Origin of the sequence: Actinokineospora enzanensis DSM 44649 (assembly GCF_000374445.1) — a bacterium.
Lineage (GTDB): Bacteria > Actinomycetota > Actinomycetes > Mycobacteriales > Pseudonocardiaceae > Actinokineospora > Actinokineospora enzanensis.
Genome location: NZ_KB894410.1, coordinates 76,023 through 90,487, shown reverse-complemented (window position 1 = coordinate 90,487; position 14,465 = coordinate 76,023). Strand labels below are relative to the sequence as shown.

General features: G+C 72.0%; 12 protein-coding genes. 7 read left to right on the top strand and 5 right to left on the bottom strand.

Going from position 1 to position 14,465, the window contains the following annotated elements:
• Positions 1–118: 118 nt before the first annotated feature.
• From C503_RS0112410 to C503_RS0112400, 3 genes are all read right to left on the bottom strand, one after another.
• Positions 119–1,231, bottom strand: coding sequence for an XdhC family protein (locus C503_RS0112410; RefSeq protein WP_018682529.1), 1,113 nt, complete (start codon positions 1,229–1,231; stop codon positions 119–121).
• Positions 1,224–2,240 (bottom strand): vWA domain-containing protein, encoded by a 1,017-nt coding sequence (locus tag C503_RS0112405; protein WP_018682528.1) that lies wholly within the window; start codon positions 2,238–2,240, stop codon positions 1,224–1,226. Before C503_RS0112405 ends, C503_RS0112410 begins: the two co-directional genes overlap by 8 nt.
• A 118-nt stretch (positions 2,241–2,358) precedes the next feature.
• Positions 2,359–2,658: a PadR family transcriptional regulator gene (locus C503_RS0112400; protein WP_018682527.1), complete on the bottom strand. Its 300-nt coding sequence runs from the start codon at positions 2,656–2,658 to the stop codon at positions 2,359–2,361.
• Between the two features lie 290 nt (positions 2,659–2,948).
• On the opposite strand from C503_RS0112400, the gene C503_RS0112395 reads away from it, so the two are divergent.
• On the top strand, positions 2,949–6,821 hold the full coding sequence (locus tag C503_RS0112395; RefSeq protein WP_018682526.1) for a Pls/PosA family non-ribosomal peptide synthetase: 3,873 nt from the start codon (positions 2,949–2,951) through the stop codon (positions 6,819–6,821).
• Between the two features lie 32 nt (positions 6,822–6,853).
• Positions 6,854–8,200: a M1 family metallopeptidase gene (locus C503_RS0112390; RefSeq protein ID WP_018682525.1), complete on the top strand. Its 1,347-nt coding sequence runs from the start codon at positions 6,854–6,856 to the stop codon at positions 8,198–8,200.
• 304 nt (positions 8,201–8,504) lie between these two features.
• Here C503_RS0112390 and C503_RS0112385 read toward each other — a convergent pair whose 3' ends face one another.
• A complete protein-coding gene (locus C503_RS0112385; RefSeq protein WP_018682524.1) occupies positions 8,505–9,356 on the bottom strand; it encodes an AAA family ATPase in 852 nt (283 codons plus the stop codon).
• Positions 9,357–9,451: 95 nt separating this feature from the next.
• Between C503_RS0112385 and C503_RS0112380 the strand changes: the two genes are divergently transcribed.
• From C503_RS0112380 to C503_RS0112360, 5 genes are all read left to right on the top strand, one after another.
• Positions 9,452–9,673: a PspC domain-containing protein gene (locus tag C503_RS0112380; protein WP_018682523.1), complete on the top strand. Its 222-nt coding sequence runs from the start codon at positions 9,452–9,454 to the stop codon at positions 9,671–9,673.
• Between the two features lie 15 nt (positions 9,674–9,688).
• On the top strand, positions 9,689–9,988 hold the full coding sequence (locus C503_RS0112375) for a hypothetical protein (RefSeq protein WP_018682522.1): 300 nt from the start codon (positions 9,689–9,691) through the stop codon (positions 9,986–9,988).
• Positions 9,989–10,531: 543 nt separating this feature from the next.
• The gene (locus C503_RS0112370; protein WP_018682521.1) at positions 10,532–10,849 is read left to right on the top strand and encodes a protease inhibitor I42 family protein; all 318 of its coding nucleotides are present in this window, start codon (positions 10,532–10,534) and stop codon (positions 10,847–10,849) included.
• 137 nt (positions 10,850–10,986) lie between these two features.
• The gene (locus C503_RS0112365) at positions 10,987–11,592 is read left to right on the top strand and encodes an RNA polymerase sigma factor (protein WP_026316219.1); all 606 of its coding nucleotides are present in this window, start codon (positions 10,987–10,989) and stop codon (positions 11,590–11,592) included.
• 5 nt (positions 11,593–11,597) lie between these two features.
• On the top strand, positions 11,598–12,074 hold the full coding sequence (locus C503_RS0112360; protein WP_018682519.1) for a carboxypeptidase regulatory-like domain-containing protein: 477 nt from the start codon (positions 11,598–11,600) through the stop codon (positions 12,072–12,074).
• Positions 12,075–12,144: 70 nt separating this feature from the next.
• On the opposite strand, the gene C503_RS39120 is transcribed toward C503_RS0112360, so the two are convergent.
• Positions 12,145–14,376 (bottom strand): HelD family protein, encoded by a 2,232-nt coding sequence (locus C503_RS39120; RefSeq protein WP_084477071.1) that lies wholly within the window; start codon positions 14,374–14,376, stop codon positions 12,145–12,147.
• Positions 14,377–14,465: the final 89 nt, after the last annotated feature.

Sequence of the window (14,465 nt, the reverse complement as noted above, 5' to 3'; positions counted from 1 at the left end):
GCCCGTGGCGCGTGATCGGGCTCACAACGCAGCCTGCCCCCGTTCAGCCCATCCGACAAGCCCGCCACCGGGGCCTGTGGACAGCTCGACGGCCCTGTGGACAACTCGTCCACGGGACCTAATGGTGAATACGACCGGAGAGGACCGAGAGAGGTTGCCCGCGGCCGCCCCAGCGGGACGCGATGATCTCCGCGGCGATCGACACCGCGGTCTCCTCCGGGGTGCGGGCCCCCAGGTCCAGGCCGATCGGCGAGGCCAGCACGGCCAGCTCGCCGTCGTCCAGCCCGGCCTCGCGGAGCCGGGCGATCCGGTCCTCGTGCGTGCGCCGGGAGCCCATAGCGCCCACGTAGCCGAGCTTCCCGCGCAGCGCCACGGCCAGCACCGGCACGTCGAACTTGGGGTCGTGGGTCAGCACGGTCACCACCGTGCGCTCGTCCACCCGGCCCGCGGCCAGCTCCGCGCCCAGGTAGCGGTGCGGCCAGTCGACGACGACCTCGTGCGCGCTCGGGAACCGGCTGGCGGTGGCGAAGACCGGGCGCGCGTCGCACACCGTGACGCGGTAGCCCAGGTAGGCGCCCATGCGCGCCATGGCGGCGGCGAAGTCGATGGCACCGAAGACCAACAGCCGGGGCGGCGGCTCGAAGGAGCTGACGAACACCGTCATGCCCTCGCCCCGCCGCTCGCCGTCCGGTCCGTAACCGACCGCGGCGGTGCGGCCCGAGGCGAGCAGGCCGCGGGCGTCGTCGATCACCGCGTCGTCGATCCGGGCCGAGCCGGTGGTGCCCGACGCGCGGTCCGGCCACACCACGATCCGGGTGCCCAAGCGGGTCGGATTCGGGTGGGCGATGACCGTCGCCAACGCGACCGGCAGTTCCGCGCGCACTGCCGCGACCAGGTCCGCGAAACCGGGGAAGGTGGCGCGGTCGATCCGCTCGACGTAGACGTCGATGATGCCGCCGCAGGTGAGGCCGACCGCTAACGCGTCGTCGTCACTGACGCCGTAGCGCTCCAGCACGGGCCGTCCGGTGTCGAGCACCTCGCGGCCCAGCTCGTAGACCGCGCCCTCCACGCAACCACCGGACACACTGCCCGCGACCGTTCCATCCGCGGTGACGACCATGGCCGCGCCCGGCGCGCGCGGCGCGGACGAGAAGGTGGCGACCACGGTGCCGACCGCGACCGCCTCTCCCGCTTCGTAGTGGCGTAGGACCTCGTCCAGCACGTCACGCACGGCGCACCTCCCGTAGAAGATGATCAAGTGTCGCCACGCTGTGCCCGGCGAGCAATCGGTCGACGTGCGGCAAGGCAACCGCGATACCGGACTGGACCGGCTCGTACACCGGCGAGCCCGCGTGCGGGTTCACCCAGAACACCCGGTGCGCGAGCCTGCCCAGGCGGGCCATCTGCGCGCCGAGCAGGCTCACATCGCCGCGTTCCCAACCGTCGGAGAACAGCACCACCACCGCCTGCCGGGCCACACCGCGCTGCCCCCAGCGGTCCAGGAACGCGCGCAGGGTCTCGCCCAGCCGAGTGCCGCCCGCGAAATCGGGGACGGCCCGCGCGGCCGCGGCGAGCGCGAGCTCAGCGTCCCGCTGGCCGAGTTGCCTGGTCAGGCGGGTGAGACGGGTACCGAGGGTGAACACCTCGGTTGGCGAGCGGTGGGCCATCGCGTGCCCGAAGCGGAGCAGGGCGTCGGCGTAGGGGGACATCGAGCCGGAGACATCGATCAGCAGCACGACCCGCCGGGGCCGGGTGCGGCGGCGCTTGCGGGCGAGCCGGGCAGGCTCGCCGCCGCAGGCACGCATGATCCGAACGGTCCGGCGGTCGTCGACGCGGCCGCGCCGGTCCGGCCGCCAGCGGAGGGCGGCGCGCTGGGGCGGCTCAGGACGGAGCAGAGCGATCATCTCGCGCAGGTGGGCGCGCTCGGCGGCGGTCAGCTCGGCGATGTCGCGATGGCGCAGCACCTCGGCGTCGCTGGCCCTGCGCTCGACGTGCGGACTGTTGCTCTCCGCGCCGGAGCCTGCGCTTGCCGCGAGCGCGGCGAGATGAGCGCGTTTGGGCTGGTGGCCCAGGCGTGGTTGTGCGGCACGTGGCGTGACCCCGGTGAACCATGCCTGGAAGGCGGCGTCGTACTTGGGCAGGTCGTCCAGCTCGGAACAGAGGGTGACCCTGCCGGCCCAGTAGACCTGGTCGAGGTCGGCTAGGTCCATCAGCTCCAGCGCGTCCAGGTAGGTCTGCACGCGCTGAGGACCGCACGCAACACCAGCCGCACGGAGTGCGGCGGCGAAACCGACCAGACCGGGCAATGGGTCCACCGTTGCAGTGTTGCGCAGGACAGCCCGGTGCCGCAGGGGCGGACTACGCCATGTCCTCGGCCAGTTCCGCGAGCACCGCACGGCAGTCGGAGAGCACGCGCTTGCCGCGCTTGGTCGTCCGGTAGCGCCGTACGCGCCTGCCGTCGACCACCTCCGTACGCGACTTGAGCAGACCCGCCTCCTGTAGGCGGTGCAGCAGCGGATAGAGCGTCCCGGGCGACACGCGGTGCCCGCGACCAGCCAGCTCCTCGGTCAGCCAGGCACCGTGTACCTCCTCCTCGGCGGCGTAGCGCAGCACCCGGAGGCGCAGCGCGCCGTTGGCGAACTCACGGACCACGTCCATCGCTCCACGATATCGCATGTCGATATCGGCCAACGAGTAGCTGCCATTTAGGCAGTACACAAGCGGCAGGCGTGATTGATATCGGATCTCGATATCGGAGACCGATAGCAAAACTGTTGCGGCACAAGCAACCCACACGTGTGAACCAGGACACTGAAGTAATGGTCGGACGCGACAAGCCGATAACAAGGCCGGTAACGTGCTCGCTCCGGAAGCGTCCGCGCGCTGCCGCTCGGCCGGCTCCCCGGCCGATGACCCCACCGGAAAAGGTGAGAAATGCGTTCGTCGCGATGACCATTGCCGATCACGCGCCGTCCCTGCTCGACTCCCACGACCCACTGGCCGACGCCGCCGCGCGCGGCCTGGCCGTGTTCCGCGCGGGCCCGGAGTCCGCGCCCCGCACCCTTGTCGACGTCCTCGCCGCCACCGCCGCCCGGTACCCCGACGCGGGCGCGATCGACGACGGCACGACCGTCCTGACCTACCGCGAGCTGCTCACCGCGGTCGACGACCTGCGCGCCGAACTGGCCGCGGCGGGCGTCGGCCGGGGCGACCGGGTGGGTATCCGGGTGCCGTCCGGCACCGCCGACCTCTACGTCTCGATCCTCGGCGTCCTCGCCGCAGGCGCCGCCTACGTCCCCGTCGACTTCGACGACCCGGACGAGCGGGCGGCCCTGGTCTTCGGCGAGGCAAACGCTTGCGCCGTACTCGGCGCCCACCGCGCGCTCACCCGGCTGGCCGCCCCGACCGGCACCCCGGGTACGCCCACCCCGGACGACGACGCGTGGATCATCTTCACCTCCGGCTCAACCGGCAAGCCAAAGGGCGTGGCGGTCGGCCACCGCAGCGCCGCCGCGTTCGTGGACGCCGAGGCCGAGCTGTTCCTGCCGGACGCGCCGATCACCCCCGACGACCGGGTGCTGGCCGGGCTGTCGGTCGCGTTCGACGCCTCCTGCGAGGAGATGTGGCTGGCCTGGCGCTACGGCGCCTGCCTGGTCGCCGCCCCCCGCGCGCTCGTGCGCACCGGCGTCGACCTGGGCCCGTGGCTGGTCGCGCGGGGTGTCACGGTGGTCTCCACGGTGCCGACGCTGGCCGCGCTGTGGCCTGCCGAGGCGCTGGACCGGGTCCGGCTGCTGATCTTCGGCGGCGAGGCCTGCCCGCCCGAGCTGGCCGAGCGGCTGGCCGTGCCCGGCCGCGAGGTGTGGAACACCTACGGCCCGACCGAGGCGACCGTCGTCGCCTGTGCCGCCGAGCTGACCGGGCGCGGCCCGGTGCGCATCGGCCTGCCGCTGGACGGCTGGGAGCTGGCCGTGGTGGACGAGGCGGGCGAGCTGGTGCCGATGGGCGAGACCGGGCAGCTGGTGATCGGCGGCGCGGGCTTGGCCCGCTACCTCGACCCGGTGAAGGACGCGGAGAAGTTCGCGCCGCTGCCCGCGCTGTCCTGGGACCGCGCCTACCGCAGCGGCGACATGGTCAAGGCCGAGCCAGCGGGCCTGCTGTTCCTGGGCCGCGCCGACGAGCAGATCAAGCTCGGCGGCAGGCGCATCGAGCTGGGCGAGGTCGACGCGGCGTTGCAGGCGCTGCCCGGGGTCGCGGGTGCCGCGGCCGCCGTGCGCACTACCGCCGCCGGTAACCAGCTCCTGGTCGGGTACGTCGTGACGGGCGCGGAGTTCGACGCGGACGCCGCGGTAGACCGGCTACGGACAGAGCTACCGGCCGCGTTGGTGCCCCTGCTCGCCCCCGTCGACACCCTGCCCACGCGCACCTCCGGCAAGGTCGACCGCGCGGCGCTGCCGTGGCCGTTGGCCCTGGACACCGCCGACGTGGACGCGGCCGCGCTGACCGACACCGAGCGCTGGCTGGCGGGCCTGTGGCGAGACCTGCTTGGCGTCGGCGTCGCCACCCCGAAGGCCGATTTCTTCGCGCACGGCGGCAGTAGCCTGTCCGCCGCGCAGCTGGTCTCCAAGATCCGCGAGCGGCACCCGAGCATCGCGGTCGCCGACCTGTACCAGCACTCGACGCTGGGCCAGCTGGCCCGACGGGTGGACGCCGCCGCCGCGAGCACGCAGCGCGAGCGGATGGTGTGGCCGACCCCGCGCGGCAGCCGGATCGCGCAGCTCGCGCTGACGCTCCCGATGCTCACCGTGGTCGGTGCCCGCTGGGTGGTCGCCCTGGCCGCGCTGAACAACCTGGTGGCCCTGCCCTGGGCGCCCAAGGTGTCCTGGTGGCTGGTGCTCGCGGGCTGGCTGGTGTTCCTGAGCCCGTGGGGCCGGATGACGCTGGCAGCCGTGACAGCGCGTCTGCTGCTGCGAGGCGTCGAACCCGGTTCATACCCGCGCGGCGGGAGTGTCCACGTGCGCCTGTGGGCGGCGGAGCGGATGGTCGAACTGACCGGTGCCGCGGGCCTGCAGGGTGCACCCTGGATGACCCACTACGCGCGGGCTCTCGGCGCGCGCATCGGTGATGGCGTCGACCTGCACTCGTTGCCACCGGTGACGGGCATGCTGCGACTGGGACGCGGTGCCGCCATCGAGCCCGAGGTGGACCTGTCCGGCCACTGGTTGGACGGCGACGTCCTGCACATCGGCCAGGTCCGGGTGGACGCGCACGCCACGGTCGGCGCGCGCAGCACCCTGTTCCCCGGCGCGCACGTCGGCAAGCACGCCGAGATCGGCCCGGGCTCCGGCGTCGACGGCACGGTTCCCGCTGGTCAGCGCTGGTCCGGGGCGCCCGCGAGCCGGACCGGGAAGGCCGACCAGAAGGGCGGCCGCCCGGCGCGCAAGCGGCGCTGGGTCGCCATGTACGCGGCGATGTCGTTCGTGCTGAGCCTGCTGCCGGTCGCGGCGGCGGTCCCGTCGGTGGTGATCCTGATGGGCTTCCTGGCGGGCACGGCCACCCTCGGCGCCGCCCTGACGCAGGCCCTGATCGCGGTACCGCTGATCACGCTGGCCTGGATGGTCAGCTACGCGTTGCTGATCCTGGTCCTCGTACGTCTGCTCTCGATCGGCCTACGACCGGGCAGGCACGCGGTGCACAGCCGGATCGCGTGGCAGGCGTGGGCCACTGAGCGGTTGATGGAGATGGCCCGTTCCGGTCTGTTCCCCATCTACGCAAGCCTGTTCACGCCGGTGTGGCTCCGCGCCCTGGGCATGAAGGTGGGCAAGCGCGTGGAGGCGTCCACGGTGCTGGCGCTGCCGAGCATGACGACCGTCGGCGACGGCGCGTTCCTGGCCGACGACACCATGGTCGGCTCCTACGAGCTCGGCGGCGGCTGGCTGCGCATCGACGTCGCGCGCGTCGGCAAGCGGGCGTTCCTGGGCAACTCCGGGATGACCGCGCCCGGCCGCGCGGTACCCAAGCGCGGGCTCGTCGGCGTGCTGTCCTCGACGCCGAAGAAGGCGAAGGCGGGGTCGTCCTACCTGGGCATGCCGCCGATGAAGCTGCCGCGCACGGCCGACGCCGCGGACGAGAGCACCACCTTCGACCCGCCGCGGCGGCTGGTGGTGGCGCGCGCGCTGGTCGAGCTGTGCCGGGTGGTGCCGGTGATGGCCTCGGTGGCGCTGGCCGTGCTGGTCGCCGCGTGCCTGACCTACGCGGGCTTCTGGCTTGGTCTGGCCATCGGCGGCGTGGTGCTGTTCGGCGCCGGGATCGAGGCCTGTGTGGTGGCGGTGCTGGCGAAGTGGGTCCTGGTCGGCCAGCTCCGCACCCTGGACCGTCCACTGTGGAGCTCGTTCGTCTGGCGCAACGAGCTGGCCGACACCTTCGTGGAGATGCTGGCCGTGCCGTGGTTCGCGCCGTGGGCGACCGGCTCGCCGCTGCTGAACACCTGGCTGCGCGGGCTCGGCGCGAAGATCGGCCGGGGCGCCTGGGTGGAGACCTACTGGCTGCCCGAGGCCGACCTGGTCCGGGTCGGCCCCGGCGCCACGGTCAACCGCGGCTGTGTACTGCAGACCCACCTGTTCCACGACCGGATCATGCGGATGGCCCCGGTGACCGTCGGCGCGGGCGGCACGCTCGGCCCGCACGGCATCGTGCTGCCCGGCGCGGCCGTCGGCGCGCGCACCACGGTCGGCCCGGCCTCGCTGGTCATGCGCGGCGAGTCCGTCCCGGACGGCACCCGCTGGCTGGGCAACCCGATCTCGGCCTGGCCGGGCGAGGGCTGACCGGGAGCCGGGTCGTCATGTTGAATGGGCCGGTGAGCGCCAAGGCTGATCCGGCTCGCGCCGGGCAGCCCGGCGCGAGCACCTCGTCCGACCCGTACCTGCCCGGCCACGGCAACGGCGGGTACCGGGTCGCGCACTACGATCTCGACCTGACCTACCGGGTGGGTCCGGGCAGGCTGGACGGTCGCGCCCGGATCACCGCGGCGGTCACCCAGGCGCTGTCCCGGTTCAGCCTGGACTTCGCCGGGCTGCGGGCGACCAAGGTGACGGTGAACGGCAAGGCCGTGCGGTACGCCCAGCGCGGCGGCAAGCTGGTGATCACCCCGCCGCGGCCGCTGCCGGACGGCGGCCGGTTCACCGTGGAGGTCCGCTACACCGGCTCGCCCGCGCCGGTGAGCAGCCACTGGGGCGAGATCGGCTGGGACTACCTGGACGACGGCGTGATCGTGGCCAGCCAGCCGATCGGCGCGCCGTCCTGGTTCCCGTGCAACGACCACCCCAGTGACAAGGCCACCTACCGGATCGCGGTCACCACGGCCTCGCCGTACCAGGTGGTGGTGACCGGGGTGCTGGACGCGAAGCAGTCCGCGGCCAGCACGACCACCTGGGACTTCCGGCTCTCCCAGCCGACCCCGACCTACCTCGTCAGCGTCCAGATAGGACGGTACGCGGAGTCCTCGTTCGGCACCGTGCCGATGATGCACGCGGCCGTGCCCGCCCGGCTGATGAGCCGGTTCGCGCACGACTTCGGTCGGCAGCCGCAGATGCTGATCGAGTTCGAGCGGCTGTTCGGCCCGTACCCGTTCGAGCAGTACGGGGTCGTGGTGGTGGACGCCGAGCTGGACGCGCCGATCGAGGCGCAGTCGCTGTCGGTGTTCGGCAGCAACCACGTGGACGGCAGGCGCGGCAGCGAGCGGCTGGTGGCGCACGAGCTGGCGCACCAGTGGTTCGGCAACAGCCTCACGGTGGCCGAGTGGCGGCACATCTGGCTCAACGAGGGGTTCGCCACCTACGCGGAATGGCTCTGGTCGGCCGCGTCCGGCGGCGAACCGGCCGACGCGCACGCCCGCCGCGCCTGGCAGGAGCTGGCGGCCCGGCCGCAGAACCTGCGGCTGGCCGACCCGGGCGTGCGCGGCATGTTCGACGACCGCGTCTACCTGCGCGGCGCGGTGACCCTGCACGCGCTGCGGCTGCGCATCGGCGACGAGGCGTTCTTCGCGCTGTTGCACGTGTGGACCTCGGCGCACCGGCACGGCACGGTCACCACGGACGAGTTCGTCACCCTGGCGCAGCGGCACACCCCGTGGCCGCTGACCGAGCTGTTCTCCGCCTGGTTGCACAACCCGGCGTTACCGCGACTGCCCGCGTCCCAGCGCTGACGTCCGACGCGGGGCCGGTCAAGCGGCCCCGCACCGGACGGACTCCCCGCCGCGCACACGGCGGTCGCCGGGCGCGGGGAGTCACGGAAACGACTACCACACCGGGGGAAGACCGAAGTGGTCCACAGTGGACCATGATCGGCGGTGCGGGGCGCCGCCACAACGCCCCGCGGTGCCGGACCACTCGCCACCCGAGGCGGCGAACTCCGGCTTGTTCGGTTTTCCCACTCCCATGATGCGCCGGACCCGACCCACACGCGAACGATTTTCCCACCGCCGCAACAAAAACCAGTTGCGGAACAGGTCAACCCGCGATCAACGCGTCCAGTCCCGCCGCGATCACCCGGTCGGCGTCTTCCCGGTACTTCAACACCGCACCCAGTGTCACCGCCGCCGTGCGCGCGTCCAATTCCGTACGCCCCAACGCCAACAACGCGCTCGCCCAGTCGATCGTCTCCGCGACACCGGGTGGTTTCAACAACTCCGCCGCGCGCAGCCTGCGCACGGCCACCGTCACCTGTTCGGCCAACCGCTCACCCACACCGGGTACGCGACGCCGTAGGATGGCGAGCTCACGCTCCAGCGACGGGTGGTCCAGCCAGTGGTAAAGGCACCTGCGCTTCAACGCGTCGTGCACCTCGCGCGTCCGGTTGGACGTCAGCACCACGAGCGGCGGCACCGCGGCCCGCACAACCCCCAGCTCGGGGATGGTGACCGCGTTCTCGCTCAGCACTTCCAGCAGAAACGCCTCGAACTCGTCGTCCGCCCGATCGATCTCGTCGACCAGCAGCACGCACGGCGCCTCCTCCAGCGCACGCAGCAACGGCCGCGCGAGCAGGAACCGCCGCGTGTATAGGGAATCCTCGCCACCGGCGCGCAGATGCAGCAGCTGGCGCGGGAAGTCCCAGTCGTACAGCGCCTGGGTGGCGTCGATCCCCTCGTGGCACTGCAACCGGACCAGGTCGACGCCCAGCGCCTCGGCCAGCGCCGTCGCCAGCGCGGTCTTGCCGGTGCCCGGTTCGCCCTCGCAGAACAGCGGCCGTCCCAGCCGCGCGGCGAGGAACGCGGCCGTCGCCAGCCCCTCGTCGGCCAGGTACCCGACCCGGTCGAGGGCCAGCGCCAGCTCGTCCGGGCCTGCCGGGGTGGACTGGGGCATGAGGGTCACCCTAACCCGACCCCGATCCGACCCCTAGTCCGCTTTCCGGGTCGCTCCCCGATGTCGGCGCCGCGCTGAGCAGCCACGATTGAGCCATGACGAACAACGTGTACGAAGAGGCCCGCACCACCGCCCGCAAGCTGCGCCGCAGCCGGTCCGACCGGATGGTCGCCGGGGTGTGCGGCGGCCTGGCCCGCACCTTCGGCGTGGACACCCCGGTCATCCGGATCATCCTGGTGGCCGCCACCCTGCTCGGCGTCGGCACCGGCGCGCTGGTCTACCTGGCCTGCTGGATCCTGATGCCCGAGGAGGCGTGACGATAGGGTCGCCGGGTGGTGGAGCAGCGGACCGGCACGGCCAGGGTCGTCGTGCTGCTCGCGGCGGCAGTGGTGTTCGCCGCGGGCGGGGTCGTCTGCTTCCTGGTGCTGGTGTTCGGCCCGGCGCTGGGCCACGGCTCGCCGGTCGCCGCGGCGTTGACCTACACGGCGGTGAGCGTGCTGACCGCGGCCACCGCCGTGGTGTTCGCCGTCCGGGCGCTGTCCACCCGGCGCGTGGTGCTGCTGGGGTGCGGCACGCTACTGGTGGGCACGCTGCTCGCGGTTGGCGCGTTGCTGCTACTCCTGACCCGCTGACCTGGGCCGACATCCTCGCGCGGGGGACGCCGCACAAACTTGTCAAAAGATGGACGTATCCAGCCGCTCTCCCACCGCTCTTCTTAGCGTCTGAGTAGAACTACCCGCCCGGGGAGAGGAGCAGCCATGAGCGACCGACGGCCACCGCACGTCGCGCGCCAAGCTGCGCACCACCCCCGCGCGTGTGTACGAACGAGTGAAATCCGTACGCCCGAGCGAGTGAAGCCGATCCGCCCGGTGACCGCCGAGGCCTCCTTCGAGGGGTCTGCCCAGCGCGTTCCGGCCACGTCGGCGAGGCGCGCGGCAGCTCACCGGACCCCGGCACGCTCCGTGACCGATCTCATCCGCGGGGCAATCCCGCGCGGACCCCGTCACGTCAGCGCGGTCGCCGACGACTTGCCCGTGTACCACCAGGGGAACGCATCCGGCCGGGCGCGCCGGATGCCGGTGTGAACACGCGGATCATGGCCGGTCGGACGGGTGCAGGGGACCCGTCCGACCGGCCCACCGGGGGCGGGGGCGGCATGGGAGAAGGAGCCAGTCATGGCGTTGGTGCACCTGACGGTCCAGGACGCCGACCGACCGACCGAGTTGCGCCGGGGCGATACCGTCGAGTTACGGCTCCCGGAGTCCGCGACCACCGGCTACCGTTGGCGCTGGTGGCTCCCGGAGGCCCTGCGCCTGATCGCCGACGAGCACATCCCGGCGACGGTCGGCGCGGGGGCACCGGGTGCCGCGGGCGAGCGGAGGCTGGCCTTCGACGTGACGACGACCGGTCTGCACGAGCTCCGGGCCGAACTGGCCAAACCGTGGGAAGGGCGGGCGCGGCAGGCACTGACATTCGTGCTGGACGCCCGCTAGTCACACTGGTGGTGGACCGCCGCTACGCCCGTTCGAGTGAGGCAGACTGTGCCGGGACGCACAGCACCGACAACCGGCGATGTAGCGGGTGCCACCAGGATGCACGACCCCGGCGGACGAAGGATGGGGTGGGAGCGGTGACCGAGCTCCACACGGCAAGGACCAACCCGCCATGGGAGGGTCTGGAAGGGCCTGAGCGGCACGCCGCCTGCGTGATCGCGGCGCGCGAGGGCCACCGCGGCGCGCTGGACGTGCTGGTGGCCGAGCTCACCCCGCTGGTGTGGCACGTGGCGAGAGGCATCGGTCTGGACCGGGCGGCGACCGAGGACGTCGTGCAGACCGTCTGGCTGGCTCTGCTCCGACACGTGGAGGCGATCACCGAGCCGAAGGCCGTGGTGGGCTGGCTGCTCACCACCACCCGACGCGAGGCACGGCGCACGCAGACCCGCGGCAACGGCCAGGTGGAACTGTCCCCCGAGGTCGCCGAGCACGTGCCGAGCACCGAGCCGATGCCGGAGGCGGAAGCGCTGCGGTCCGAGCGCGACCAGCAGCTGTGGTCGGCGTTCCACAAGTTGGACCAGCGCTGCCAGGAGCTGCTGCGCCTGACCGTGCTGGCCGGTCGTGCCGAGTACCGCGTCGTGGCCGAACGGCTGCGCATGCCACACGGCAGCATCGGACCGACGCGGATGCGCTGCCTCAGCGCCCTGCGCGGCCTGTACCACGATGGGGATGGTGGCAGATGAGGACGATGGACGACTACGAGATGGACCCCGCCGAGCAGGAGTACTGGCTGGCCCAGGTGGCCCGGCTGGTGGACGAGCTCGACCCGGTACCGCCCGGCCTCGTGGAGCGCACCCAGTTCGCCATCGCCATCGAGGACATCGACGCCGAGGTGGAGCTGGAAGCCGCCCGCTGGGCCGACATCAGCCCGCTGGCGGGCGTCCGCGGCGGCGCCCCTGGCACGATCACCTTCTTCGTCGGCGACCTCACCGTGATGGTGAACGTGACCCGCACCGGCGAGAAGCAGCGCATCGACGGCTGGCTGGTCCCCGCGGGCGAACACGGTGTCGAGGTCCGCGTCGCCGACCACGGCTCCAGCGCGACGACCGCGGACGAGGGCGGCCGCTTCGTGCTGACCGAGGTCCCCAGGGGCACCACCCAGATCCTCGTCCGCATGAACGGCGGCAAACCACGCACCGTGGTGACTCCCACCGTGGAGCTCTAAGGCCGGTGGAGCTCCACGGCGGAAGGCGTCGGCCCGAGACCGGTAAGCCGCCCGGCGGTGATGGGGTGCTCTACCACCCCACCCTTGCTGTCCCATCAGTCCGCTCCACGAGCTTGCCCAGTGATTCCGGCAGCTCCGCCGCGTGCACCACCCCGACCCACTGAGTAGCCCGGGTCAATGCCACATACAGATCATTCCCCCCACGGCTGGACTCCGCGAGCACCCCAGAAGGCTCCACCACCAGCACACCGTCGAACTCCAGCCCCTTGGACTGGGCGACGGTCAACACCACCACCCGACACTCCAACTCGGGCCGATCCCCCAGCCCGGCATCAGGCACCCGCCCGAGCACCGCCCGTCCGACCTCACCCACCAGTCCAGCGGGCACCAACACAGCCAACGTGCCGCTCTCGTGCCCGGCAGCCAGTTCAGCAACCGTGTCCGCAATCCGGTCCCCGGCAACTCGCAGGCGCCAAGGATCGACCCCGGTCTCCCGCACCGAGGTCGGCGCCGCCTGGTCAGTCCCCAACCCGGCCAACACATCCGCCGCCACAGCCATGACCTCGGCAGGCGTCCGATAGTTGACCGTCAGCTCAGCCAACCGCCACCGATCCTCGACATACGGCGACAACGCACCAGCCCACGTGGCGGTACCGGCCAGATCCCCAGTCTGGGCAACATCTCCGACCAGGGTCATCGACCGAGACGGACACCGACGCATCAACACCCGCCAGGCCATTGCGGACAATTCCTGCGCCTCATCCACAATCACATGCCCGAACGTCCAACTGCGATCCGCGGCCGCGCGCTCCGCGGCGGTGCGATGGTCCTCGTCATCGTGCCGCTCGGCGAGCCTGCCCGCGTCGATGAGGTCGTAGGCGGTGAGGATGTCCGGATCGGCGTCGTCCTCCATCTGCAGGATGTCGAGCACGCCCTGCGCATAGTCCTGCTCATCACGGCGCCTACGCGCGGCAGCCGCACGCTCGGCACGATCATCCACACCAAGCAGTTCAGCGGCTTCGTCCAGCAGTGGAGCGTCCGCAGCCGTCCAACCGAGGCCGGGAGAACGGAACAGGAGCGCGCGCTCGGCGTCGGTCAGATCCGGGAACGCGGAGGCGATCCGGTCCGCGGAGGCGTACAGATCGGTCAGCAGACGCTGCGGAGTGAGGTTCGGCCACAGTTCCTCGATCGCGGCCCGCACCACCTCGTCGGCGGCCATCTCGCGGCGGATGTCGGCGAGGTCGGCCGCGTCCAGGAACTCCGCGCCCAGCCGCTCGGCCTCCTGCCGGGCGAGCGCGGTGACGATCTCCTCGGCGAAGATCGGCCGGGCCTCGTTGTGCGGCTTGCGCGAGCGTCTTGCCCGGGTGCGCGCGGCCCGCACGGTCGGCCCGTCGAGCACCAACTCCTCGCGCTCCACCAGCAGCACCATCGGTTCGGCCGGGATGGTCTGCCGGTCCTGCACGGCCCGGCGCAGCGCGTCGACCATGCCGATCCGGCCCTTGATCTCGGCGGCCGCGGCGGGTTCCGGGCGGGTGCCGCGCACGCCGGGGTAGAGGTCGCCGACGGTCTGCAGCAGCACGCCGGTCTCGCCGAGGGACGGCAGCACCTGGCCGATGTAGCGCAGGAACGTCGCGTTGGGGCCGACGATCAGCACGCCGCGGCGGGAGAGCTGCTGCCGGTAGGTGTAGAGCAGGTAGGCGGCGCGGTGCAGGGCGACGGCGGTCTTGCCGGTGCCCGGTCCACCCTGGACGACCAGCACGCCGTTGAGCCCGGACCGGATGATCTCGTCCTGCTCGGCCTGGATGGTCTCGACGATGTCGGTCATCCGGCCGGTGCGGGTGGCGTTCAGCGCGGACAGCAGCGCCGCCTCGCCCGCCAGCCCCTCGTGCCCGGCGGACCCGCCCGCGTCGAGGTCGAGCACCTCGTCGTCCACGGCCATGACCTTGCGCCGGGAGGTGCGGATGTGCCGCCGCCTGCGCACCCCGTCCGGGGAGGCGGCGGTGGCCAGGTAAAAGGGCCTGCTGGCGGGCGCGCGCCAATCCATCAGCAGTGGTTCGTAGTCGCCTTCGGTGTCGAACAACCCGATCCGGCCGATATAGCTGCGGGTGCCGTCGGTGAAGTCGAGCCTGCCGAAACAGAGGCCGTTCTCCACGGCGCTGTATTGCGCGAGTTGTTCGCTGTAAAGCGCGGTCGCGGCGTCCCGCTGGGTCATCGCCTGCGGGTTGCTGCTGGTCTCGCGCAACGTCGCGGCCAGCCGCGTGTCGGTGTCGGCGCGGAGTCCGTCGAGGTGCGCGTAGAGCATGGTGACGTATTCCTGCTCCACGTCGAGCTCGGTTGACAATCGTCCTCCAATTGCCCTATACTGTGCGCATAGTCGCCCGACATGTGGCG